The organism is Sphingomonas psychrotolerans, from assembly GCF_002796605.1.
GTDB classification, from domain to species: Bacteria; Pseudomonadota; Alphaproteobacteria; order Sphingomonadales; family Sphingomonadaceae; genus Sphingomonas; species Sphingomonas psychrotolerans.
In genome coordinates this window covers 2,047,773-2,058,054 of sequence record NZ_CP024923.1, presented here as the reverse complement: position 1 = coordinate 2,058,054, position 10,282 = coordinate 2,047,773, and the positions used below count along the sequence as shown (strand labels likewise).

Genomic DNA, 10,282 nt, shown 5'->3' with positions numbered 1-10,282 from the left:
TGGGGAAGGCCGGGGGCCAAGCTCGACGGAGTCGATCTGTGAGGATGGATCTCTCGAACATCATTGTACCTGCACCCCGCTTTCGCCCCAAAATGACGGGATGCATGGATTAGCGGGCGCGCCGGTAATGCATGGCGACGGCGCCGCTGCGGAACGGGGTGGCCGAGATCAGCTCGAGCCGTCGCGTGCCGGTCAGCCCGCTCTGGTAGAGGGTTGGGCCGTGGCCGGCGATCCTGGGGTGGATGAGGAGATTATACTCGTCGATCAGATCCAGCCGGTCCAGCTCGGTCGCGAGCTTGCCGCTACCCAGGAGCACGCCGGCGGGGTTGGCGTCCTTGAGCCTCTGCACGCTCGTGCGCAGGTCGCCGGCGATGTGGTGGCTGTTGATCCACGGGAAGGCCTTTCGCGTCGACGACACCACGTATTTCGGCTTGGCCTCCAGCTTGACCGCCCACTCGCGTATCGCCGGCGGCGCCTCCTCGTCGCCCCGGACGACTGCCGGCCAGTAGCTCTCCATCATCTCGTAGGTGACGCGACCCCACAGCATCGCCCCGCTCTCGTCCATAAGGCGAGTGAAGAAGGCGTGCGTCTCGTCGTCGGCAATTCCCTCCTCGTGGTCGACGCAGCCGTCCAGGGTTAGGTTGATGCTGAAGGTCAATAGTCCCATGCGGCGAATCTAGACCCTACAATTGGAGAACACCCAGGCGGATCTGGTTATTTCGGTTTTGCCGGCGCGGGCTCGGGCGCGGCCGGCTTGGGCACGGCGGGCAGGGGGCTCTTGTCGAGCGCGGCGAGCCCCGCAGGGAAATCCTTGAGCGTCACCGGCACGATGATCCGCTGGCCGTTGCCGGCGGTGAAGCCGATCTTGAGCGTCTTTCCGCCGCGCAGCGCGGTCAGCAATGCCGCATCGACCGCGGTGCCGGTATAGGCGCCGTTCTGGTCGCTGGTCTGCACCACGAGCGGCTTCTCCGCCGTCTCGTCGACCTGAAGGCTGACGCCCGGAGGGAACAACACGCCGTGCGGCAGCGCGACGGTCATATTGTGCCCGGCCTGCGGCGTGCGCTGGAGGATAACCGTCAGCAGCCGCTGCTTCTGTTCACCGGCCAGCAGGTTCTGCACGAGGCTGCACGGCTGGCTCGCAGCCGGAGCCGGCGAAGGCGTGGGACTTACGGAGGGCGCGCAGACCAGCTGCCACGCCGGTCCAGCGGGCTGCACAAGCGCCTTGGAGGGGGCAGGGGCTTGCGCAGGCGCGGTCTGGATCTGCCCGGCATTCACGGCCATCCAGCTCGCCCCCGCCGCTAGCAATGCTGCGATCTCGTTCATCTCATTCTCCCCTCGGGAGCAACCTAGTCGCCGCACGTTGCCGGTCAACGCCGAACTGCTCCAATCGCGCCGGCGGCATCTTCGCATTGGTCGTTGACACGCCTCAGATTTCCCCACAATCATCAGACAATTCATAAGGAGAGAATGCTTGGCGGGCGTACAGCTGGCCGAGGTCGGCAAGGCATATGGTGCCGTCACGGTGATCGAGCGGCTGTCGCTCGACATTCCTGCGGGCGAGTTCGCGGTGTTTCTCGGCCCATCGGGCTGCGGCAAATCCACGCTGTTGCGGATGATCGCGGGGCTGGAGACCGTCGACAGCGGCGAGATCCGTATCGGCGAGCGGCGAGTCGATCACTTGCCGCCCGGCGCGCGCGGCGTCGCGATGGTGTTCCAGCATTACGCACTTTATCCGCATCTCAGCGTGCGCGAGAACATGGCGTTCGGGCTGCGCAATATCCGCGTACCTGCACCCGAGATCGCCAGCCGAATCGCGGCCGCCGCGGCGAGCCTTGAGATCGAGGCTTTGCTCGAGCGCAAGCCGGGGCAGCTTTCGGGCGGCCAGTGCCAGCGCGTCGCGATCGCCCGGGCCATCGTCAAACAGCCCGAGCTGTTCCTGCTCGACGAGCCGCTCTCCAACCTCGACGCGGCGCTGCGCGTCCGCACCCGGCTCGAGCTTGCCCAGCTTCACCGCCGGCTGGGCGCGACGATGATCTTCGTCACGCATGATCAGGTCGAGGCGATGACGCTCGCCGATCGGATCGTCGTGCTCAATTCCGGCGGGATCGAGCAGGTCGGCACTCCGATGGAGATCTATCTGCGGCCACGGACCCAGTTCGTCGCGGCCTTCGTGGGGTCGCCCCGGATCAATCTTCTGCCCGTCGCGGTCAAAGCCGGTGTGTCGGGCGCCGCGAAGGTGCGGCTGGGCGACGGCACGATCATCGATACCGCCATTCCTTTCGAGCGCCTGCCTCAAGGGCCGATGACGCTCGGGCTGCGTGCCGAGACCGTGTGCGTGACCGCGGGCGAGGACGCAGCGATTCACGGTATCGTCGAAATCGTCGAGCGGCTCGGTGAGCGCACGCTCGTCCACACGCTGCTGAGCGACGGTTCGCGGCTGGTCGCCGAGGATGCCGGCGTGTCCTCGGTCCGCGCGGGCGATCGCATCGGCCTCACGATCGACGCGGCCGCCGCGCATCTCTTCGACGCCGCCGGGCTTGGCCACCACCGCGCGGAGATGCGCTGATGGCCACGATCGTCGCGTCCGTGCCCGCTCCGAAGCTGCGCGGGAGCGGGGACTGGCGCAACGCGCTGTTCGTCGCGCCTTATCTGTTCGTCTTCCTGGTGATGTTGGTGATCCCGCTGGCGATGGGAATGTGGCTGTCGACCACCAAAAGCGACTTGTTCGGAACCGAACGCTGGGTCGGCCTCGCCAATTTCGTCCGCCTGTTCGGCGATGCGATCTTCCTCCAGACGGTGGCCAACACCTTCATTTTCGTGCTGCTGACCGTCCCCTTCCTCACGCTCGCCGGGCTCGGGCTGGCGCTGGTGCTCAACCGGCAGGAACGCTGGGCGGCGGTGCTGCGGACGATCTTCTTCGCATCGACCGTGCTGTCGGTCACCGTCGTCACTTTGGTGTGGCGGCTGGTCTTCCTGCCCGATGGCGGGCTGCTCGGCGTGACCGCGGAGGCGCTCGGCAAAACCCCCATCGCCTTCCTCAACGACGAAAAGCTGGCAATGCCGGCGATCGCGGTGACGACGATCTGGTGGTGCATCGGATTGCCGATGGTGCTGTTCCTCGCCGCGCTCCAGCAAGTGCCACGCGGTCTTTACGAGGCCGCCGCGCTCGACAATGCCTCGCGCTGGACGACACTCACGCGGATCACCCTGCCGGCGATCCGCCGGACCTTCTTCCTCGTCATCATCATCGAAGTGATCCTGCAGTTCCAGCTGTTCGGCCAGGCGCAGTTGATGACGCTCGGCGGGCCCAACAATGCCACGCGGCCGATCGTATTGTTCATCTACGAGACCGGCTGGCGGCAATGGGAGCTCGGTTATGCCGCGGCGGCGGCACAGGTCCTGTTCGCGATGATCCTGATCGCCGCGATGATCCAGTACCGCATCTCGTCGCGGAGGGAAGTCGCGTGAGGCGGAGCCGCCTCGCCGTCGCGCTGGTGGCGCTTGCCGCGGTGCTGATGCTCGTGCCTTTGCTCTGGGTGTTCGCGCTCTCGCTCAAGGCCAATAGCGAACTGATGGCGGACACCGCCTCGGTGTTCAACGGGCGCTACACGCTCGATAATTATCGCAATCTGTTCGGCAACGGCGCGGTGTTCCGCTGGATCCTCAACAGCCTGATCGTCTCGCTGGGGATGACCGCCGGCGTGCTCGTGCTGGCGTCGCTTGCCGGCTACGGCTTCGCTCGGCTGGAATTTCGCGGGCGCGACGTGCTTTTCGTGGTGGTGCTGCTCGGGCTCGCGGTGCCCGAACAGGCAGTGATCATCGCGCGGCACCAGATGTTCAGCTGGCTCAGCATGCACAACAGTTATCCGGCGCTGATTCTGCCAGGCCTCTCCGCGCCCTTCGGCGTGTTCCTGATGACTCAATATTTCCGCGCGATCCCCAAGGACATCGACGAGGCGGCCTTGCTCGATGGCGCGTCGCGCTTCACGATTTTCTGGAGGCTGCTGCTGCCGCTAACGATCCCCGCGCAGGCCACGCTGGGCATCTTCACCTTCCTCCATGCGTGGAACGATTATTGGTGGCCGCTGATCTCGGCGACCAACAAGGACATGTTCACGCTCACCGTCGGTGTCGCCTCGACGCAGATGAACTTCGCGCAGACCGAGGGGCTCGGCTTTCTGATGGCGCAGGCGGTGTTCGCCGGCGCGCCGATGCTGATCGTCTATTTGTTCTTCCAGAAATACATCGTCCAGGCCGTGGCCGGGGCGGCGGGGCGATGAGACTGGGGTGGCTGTTGGCGCTGGCGGCCTTGCTCGCCGGTTGCACGGACGCGAAGCCGGACAAGACGCGGCTGGTGATCCAGCGCTTCTTCGGCGCATGCGAGGCCGAATATGGCCGGGTCACCGACATCGCCAGGGCCGAGGGCGAATGCGGCATCATGACCGCGATGATCAATCGCTTCGAGGCCGAGAATCCTGATATCGATGTGGTCGAGAATATCGTGTTCTGGCCCGGCTACGACCAGCTGACCGCGCAGCTCGCGGCCAACGACGCCCCCGATCTGGTGACGATGCATGGCTCGGTGATCCCGGACTATCAGGCACGCAATCTGCTCGAGCCGCTCGATGCGGAGCTTGCCGCGATCGGCGCCCCGCCGGCCAGTTTCACCGGCGCCGCGCGCGCTGCCGTTACCGTCGACGGCCATGCCTGGGGTCTGCCGATCGATACCTGGGCGCCGCTGTGGCACATCAACATGAACCTGTTCCGCAAAGCGGGGCTGGTGCGGCACGGCACGCCGATCCTGCCGCGCTCTCCGCAAGAACTGTTCGCGCAGGCAGAGCAGTTCCGCGCGCGCACCGGAAAACCCTATCTCGTCCAGGGCGCCGCCAACGAATATGCCGGCTTCACCCGCAACTTCTACACCTTCGTGATGCAGCAGAACGGCCAGCCGTTTGTCGGCGGACGCGCCAATTTCCGTACGCCGGAGGCGCGCAACGCGATCCAGTTGTTCAAGACGATCTACGATCGCGACTTCACCACCAAGAACCAGGATTACAGCGCCGCGGTGTCGGGGTTCCTGGGTGGCGACGGCGGCGTGTTTCTCGTCGGCACCTGGATGGTCGGCACCTTCGACGCGGAATCGCGCAAGACCAGCGGTGCGCTCGCCAATGGCGGCTACACCGTCATGCCCTATCCCCGGCTGTTCCAGCGCGAAGCCACCTTTGCCGACGGGCACAATTGGGTGATGCCGCGCAACAGCCGCCGCAGCCCTGCGCAGCGCGCCGCCGCCATACGCTTCCTCAAATTCTTCGCAACCCATGCAAAGCATTGGGCGCGGACCGGCCATCTGCCCGCGTTTCAGGCGATCATCCAGAGTGCCGAATGGCGCGCATTGCCGCACCGCGACAATCTCGCGATCCTCGCCACCACCGCGCAGCCTTTGCCCAAGGACGTGCGTCGCCAGTTCCCGATCGAGACGATCGTCGGCACCGAGGCCGCGGCGGCGATCTCCGGTGCCAAGCCGATCGATCGCACCCTTTCCGATATGGAGCGCCGCGTGAACGCCGTGCTCGACAACCTCTGAAGCGGAGCCCCGAATGCTCAAGTCCCGCGTAATCGCCGATCCCGATTTCACTGTCGCTTCGCTCGACCGGCGGGTGTTCGGCACCTTCGTTGAGCATCTCGGGCGCTGCGTCTATGGCGGCATCTACGAGCCCGGCCATCCGACCGCGGACGAGAACGGCTTCCGCCGCGACGTGCTCGATCTCACCCGTGAGCTCGGAGTCACGATCGTGCGCTATCCCGGCGGCAATTTCGTCTCGGGCTATAATTGGGAAGACGGAGTGGGGCCGAAGGAGGAGCGGCCGGTGCGCCTCGATCTCGCTTGGGGTTCGACCGAGACCAACCAGTTCGGCACCAACGAGTTCATCGACTGGTGCCGCCTCGCCGAGCTGGAACCGATGTTCGCAGTCAATCTCGGGACGCGCGGGCCGGCCGAGGCGCAGCAATTCCTAGAATATTGCAATCATCCGGGCGGCACGCACTATTCCGACCTGCGCCGCAGCCACGGCTATGAGGCGCCGCACGACATCAAATTCTGGTGCCTCGGCAACGAGATGGACGGGCCGTGGCAGACCTGCAGCAAGACGGCGCAGGAATATGGCCGGGTCGCCGCCGAGACCGCCAAGATGATGCGCTGGACCTGCGACGGGCTCGAGCTCGCCGCCTGCGGCTCCTCACATCTCGACATGCCCACCTACGCGGCGTGGGAATATACCGTGCTCGACCACTGCTTCGAGCAGGTCGACTACATCTCGCTCCATCAATATTTCCGCAACGACGATGACGACATCGCCCGATATCTGACCGCGGTCGATCATCTCCAGGCATTCATCACCGAAGTGACTGCCATTGCCGATGCGATCGCCGCCAAGCGCCGGTCCTCGAAGCGGATCATGCTGTCGCTCGACGAGTGGAACGTCTGGTACAAATCGCATCACGGCGAGCATCTGCGCAAACCCGGCTGGCCGCAGGCGCCGGACCTGCTCGACGAGATCTACAATTTCGAGGACGCGCTGGTGATCGGCGGCGCGCTGATCACGATCATGAACAATGCCGATCGAGTGAAATCGGCGTGCCTCGCCCAGCTGGTCAATGCGATCGCGCCGATCCTCACCGAGACCGGCGGGCCGGCGTGGCGCCAGACGATCTTCCATCCCTTTGCACAAGCGGCCCGCTGGGGCCGCGGCGAAGTGCTGCGCGCCAAGGTGGTCACCGACAGCTTCTCCGCCGGCAAATATCCATCGGCGCCGATGCTGGTGACTTCGATCCTCCACGATCCCGATACCGGCGCCTTGACGGTGTTCGCGCTCAACCGCAGCCTCGACGAGGAGATGACGCTCGACGTCGAGCTTCGCGGCATGGGCGCGCGCATGCTCGGCGAGGCGCACGAACTGCATCATGAGGATTTGAAGGCGATCAACAGCAAGGAGGAGCCCGACGAAGTGGCGCCGGCGGCACATCCACGCGCCGGGTTCGAGGAAGGTGTTCTCCGCGCCGTGCTCAAGCCGCTTTCGTGGAACGTGTTCGTGACGTGGCCGCAATGATCCTTATGTTGTACCCGGCCCCTTCGCAGCGCTAGGATCGAGCGATGGTTGCAAAGGTCAAGACTGCCAAACCGCTGAACGTCCGGGCGCGGCGCAAATCGCTGCGCCTGCACGGGACGATCGCGCGCGATCTCGGCATCCTGATCGTCTCGGGGCGCTACAAGCCCGGCGAGATACTCAACAACGAAGTGGCCGCGAGCGACCGGCTCCACGTCTCGCGCACCGCGTATCGCGAGGCATTGCGCATCCTCGCCGCCAAGGGGCTGGTCGAGAGCCGCCCGCGCACCGGCACCCGGGTCAGCGACCGCGAGAAATGGCATCTGCTCGATCCCGACGTGCTGTCGTGGATCTTCGAATTCGAGCCCGACGACGAATTGCTGTTCAGCCTGTTCGAGCTGCGCAAGATCTTCGAGCCCGAAGCCGCGGCATTGGCCGCCGACCGGCGGTCCGACGCGCAGCTGGAGCGCATGGCCGAAGCGCTGGCGGGCATGGAGAAGCATACGCTCGCGGTGGAGGAGGGGCGGATCGCCGATCAGGATTTCCACGCCGCCTTGCTCGAAGCCTCGGCCAATCCGTTCATCACTTCGCTCACCACCAGTGTCAGCGCGGCGGTGGCGTGGACGACGATCTTCAAGCAGCGCAACAGCCCGCTGCGCCGCGATCCGGTCCCCGATCACCAGCGCGTGTTCGACGCGATCGCGGCGAGCGACCCCGAGGGTGCGCACGCGGCGATGGCGCATTTGGTCGACATGGCGTTTCTGGATACGACGCGCAGCAAAGCCCCCAAGCTCAAACTCACCAGAGGTTCCCGCCGCGAGACCGCGGCGGGATAGTCCCTCTTATTCGGCGGCTGTCGCCGGCTCGTCGGCGAGCGCATTGGTGACCCTCGATCCCCACAATGCATAAAACAGCACGTAGAGCTCGCAGATCGCGCAGATGATGAACGAGGTCTGGAGACCGTAAGCGTCGGCGAACTCACCCTGAAAATAGACCAGAGCGCCGCCGGCGATCGCCATGATGAGCAGGCCCGAACCCTCCTCGGTCAGCGGGCCGAGGCCCTTGATGCCCAGCGTGAAGATCGTCGGGAACATGATCGAGTGGAACAGACCCACCGAGATCAGCGACCACATCGCGATCGGGCCGTGCGCGAAGGTGGTGATCATCATCACCACGAAGGCCAGCGCGCTGGCGACGGCGAGTACCGTCTCGGGCTTGACCGAGCGCATCAGGAAGGCGCCGAGGAAGCGGCCGACCATCATCCCGCCCCACAGCAGGAAGAGATAGTGACCAGCCTGCTCGTGGGTCAGATTGCCGATCTCGGGCTGTGAGACGAAGTTGACGAAGAGATTGCCGACGCCGATCTCGGCGATCAGGTAGATCGCGATCGCGGGCACACCGAAAACGAGGTTGCGGTGCTGCCACAGCGAGTGGTTCTTGCGGGCTTCGCGCGAGTGGCGCGAGACCGCGGCACCCATCGCAGGGAGCTTGAAGCGCGCGATCACGACGGCAAGCACGATCAGCACCACCGCGACGATCAGATAGGGAAGCTGCACCGTCTGCGCGTCGGCGAGACGCTGCTCCATCGTCAGCGCCGCCGCGCCGCCTTCGGTGGTGCCCGAGACGCTGCGACCGAGGATCAGATAGGCGCCGAACAAGGGCGCGAGCGTAGTGCCCATCGAGTTGAACGCCTGGACGAGGTTCAGCCGCGACGACGCGCTATCGGCCGGGCCGATCACTGCGACATAGGGATTGGCGGCGACCTGGAGCAAGGCGATGCCCGATGCGATGATGAACATCGCAGTGAGCACGACGTAATAAGAGAGCAGCATAGACGCCGGAATCATGATCAATGCGCCCACGGCCATCACGATCAGCCCGGTGACCATCGATTTCTTGTAGCCGATCCGCTCGATGATTTTGGCCGAGGGGATCGAGGCGACGAAATAGGCGATGAACCATACGCTCTCGATCAACGTCGTCTGCGCGTAGCTGAGCACCATTACGCTGCGCAGATGCGGCAGCAGCGTGCCGTTGATGACGGTGATGAACCCCCACATGAAGAACAATGTGGCCAGCATCGACAATGCGGCCCCATAGGGCGCGCCCGCGCCCGAGGCGCCGGCACGGGGTTGAACGGGAACGGCTGGCATGGGCTTGTTCTTCTCCTGAAGGCTTGTTCAGAGTGCTACCGGCCAGCCGTCGTCCGTCCAGCCCAGCGGCTGGATGCGGAGCGTCGGCACGCCGGAGCGTTGCGTATCATAAGCATGGTATACGATGTAATCCTGCTTTGCCTCGCGCAGGATCGCGACATGTCCCGGCCCGACGAAGCGCTTGCTCCGGTCGAGCTCGGCGTGGAGCACGAGCAGCCCGCCGCCGTCCATCATGCTCTTGCCCTTCAGATCCAGATAGGGACCCGTCGGATCCTTCGAACGGCCGACCATGGTGTAATAGGTGCTGGCCGCGCGCCGGCAGCAAAAGTCGAACGACGCGAACAGATAATAGAAATCGCCGCGCCGGATCACGAAGGGCGCCTCGATCGCGCCCGGGCTGGGGCGGCGGGCGATCGCGTGAACCTTGGTGTCCTCGGCCGAACGCAGCCCCGTCTTCGGATCGAGCCGGACCAGCTTGAGCCCCGACCAGAAGCTGCCGAACGCCAGCCATTGGCGCCCTTGCGCATCGTCGAACACATTGGGGTCGATCGCATTGAAATCGTCTTTCTGGCTCGATCGGAGCACCGGGCCCTTGTCGGTCCAGACCGGGTTGTCGAGCGAAGGCGTGGTCACCAGCCCGATCGCGGAGCGGTTCTTGCCGAAGGTCGAGACCGAATAATAAATGCGATATTCGCCGCCCGCGAAGTGGACATCGGGCGCCCAGATGCCGGCCGCACCGGGAACCGCGTCCTTCACCCATACCGGCATCTCGGCGAAGACGGGCGCGGCGCGCGTCCATTTGGCGAGATCCGTTGAGGTGCGGATATGGATCAGGCCCTTGCCTGCGCCTGCCTGGCTCGTCGTGAACAAATACCAGCTGTCGCCCTGCCGGATGATCGCGGGATCGTGCACCTGCGCGATGTCGCCGGCGAGGCGCGCGTTGAGCGATGCCGGCGCAGACGGGCTGGTCTGCGCCGGTGCCTGAGCCGATGCCCCGGCGAGCAACGCCGGGAGCAGGTAGCCGAG

The 10,282-nt window shown here is 65.1% G+C and carries 10 protein-coding genes; 6 read left to right on the top strand and 4 right to left on the bottom strand.

Annotation, left to right across the window (positions count from 1 at the left end; translation table 11 throughout):
• Positions 1-109: 109 nt before the first annotated feature.
• Complete coding sequence (locus CVN68_RS09350; RefSeq protein WP_233503659.1) at positions 110-658, bottom strand: dihydrofolate reductase family protein; 549 nt, start codon at positions 656-658, stop codon at positions 110-112.
• Between the two features lie 56 nt (positions 659-714).
• Positions 715-1,323 (bottom strand): invasion associated locus B family protein, encoded by a 609-nt coding sequence (locus CVN68_RS09345; protein WP_158298806.1) that lies wholly within the window; start codon positions 1,321-1,323, stop codon positions 715-717.
• Positions 1,324-1,471: 148 nt separating this feature from the next.
• Here CVN68_RS09345 and CVN68_RS09340 point away from each other — a divergent pair, with 148 nt between their 5' ends.
• The 6 genes from CVN68_RS09340 to CVN68_RS09315 are packed head-to-tail and all read left to right on the top strand — an operon-like array spanning position 1,472 to position 7,939.
• Positions 1,472-2,566 carry an ABC transporter ATP-binding protein gene (locus tag CVN68_RS09340; protein WP_100281963.1) on the top strand — a complete coding sequence of 365 codons (1,095 nt, stop codon included), beginning with the start codon at positions 1,472-1,474 and terminating at the stop codon, positions 2,564-2,566.
• Positions 2,566-3,468, top strand: coding sequence for a carbohydrate ABC transporter permease (locus tag CVN68_RS09335; RefSeq protein ID WP_100281962.1), 903 nt, complete (start codon positions 2,566-2,568; stop codon positions 3,466-3,468). Before CVN68_RS09340 ends, CVN68_RS09335 begins: the two co-directional genes overlap by 1 nt.
• Positions 3,465-4,280, top strand: a complete 816-nt coding sequence (locus tag CVN68_RS09330; protein WP_233503658.1) for a carbohydrate ABC transporter permease — start codon at positions 3,465-3,467, stop codon at positions 4,278-4,280. The genes CVN68_RS09335 and CVN68_RS09330 overlap by 4 nt, the downstream gene beginning before the upstream one ends.
• A complete protein-coding gene (locus tag CVN68_RS09325) occupies positions 4,277-5,584 on the top strand; it encodes an extracellular solute-binding protein (RefSeq protein ID WP_100281960.1) in 1,308 nt (435 codons plus the stop codon). The genes CVN68_RS09330 and CVN68_RS09325 overlap by 4 nt, the downstream gene beginning before the upstream one ends.
• Positions 5,585-5,597: 13 nt before the next feature.
• Entirely contained in the window at positions 5,598-7,106 is a 1,509-nt protein-coding gene (gene arfA, locus CVN68_RS09320) for an arabinosylfuranosidase ArfA (protein ID WP_100281959.1), read from the top strand.
• A 44-nt stretch (positions 7,107-7,150) separates the two neighbouring features.
• Positions 7,151-7,939 carry a FadR/GntR family transcriptional regulator gene (locus CVN68_RS09315; RefSeq protein ID WP_100281958.1) on the top strand — a complete coding sequence of 263 codons (789 nt, stop codon included), beginning with the start codon at positions 7,151-7,153 and terminating at the stop codon, positions 7,937-7,939.
• Between the two features lie 6 nt (positions 7,940-7,945).
• On the opposite strand, the gene CVN68_RS09310 is transcribed toward CVN68_RS09315, so the two are convergent.
• The gene (locus CVN68_RS09310; RefSeq protein ID WP_100281957.1) at positions 7,946-9,256 is read right to left on the bottom strand and encodes a sugar MFS transporter; all 1,311 of its coding nucleotides are present in this window, start codon (positions 9,254-9,256) and stop codon (positions 7,946-7,948) included.
• A gap of 27 nt (positions 9,257-9,283) precedes the next feature.
• Positions 9,284-10,261 carry an arabinan endo-1,5-alpha-L-arabinosidase gene (locus CVN68_RS09305; protein ID WP_233503657.1) on the bottom strand — a complete coding sequence of 326 codons (978 nt, stop codon included), beginning with the start codon at positions 10,259-10,261 and terminating at the stop codon, positions 9,284-9,286.
• Between the last annotated feature and the right edge of the window lie 21 nt (positions 10,262-10,282).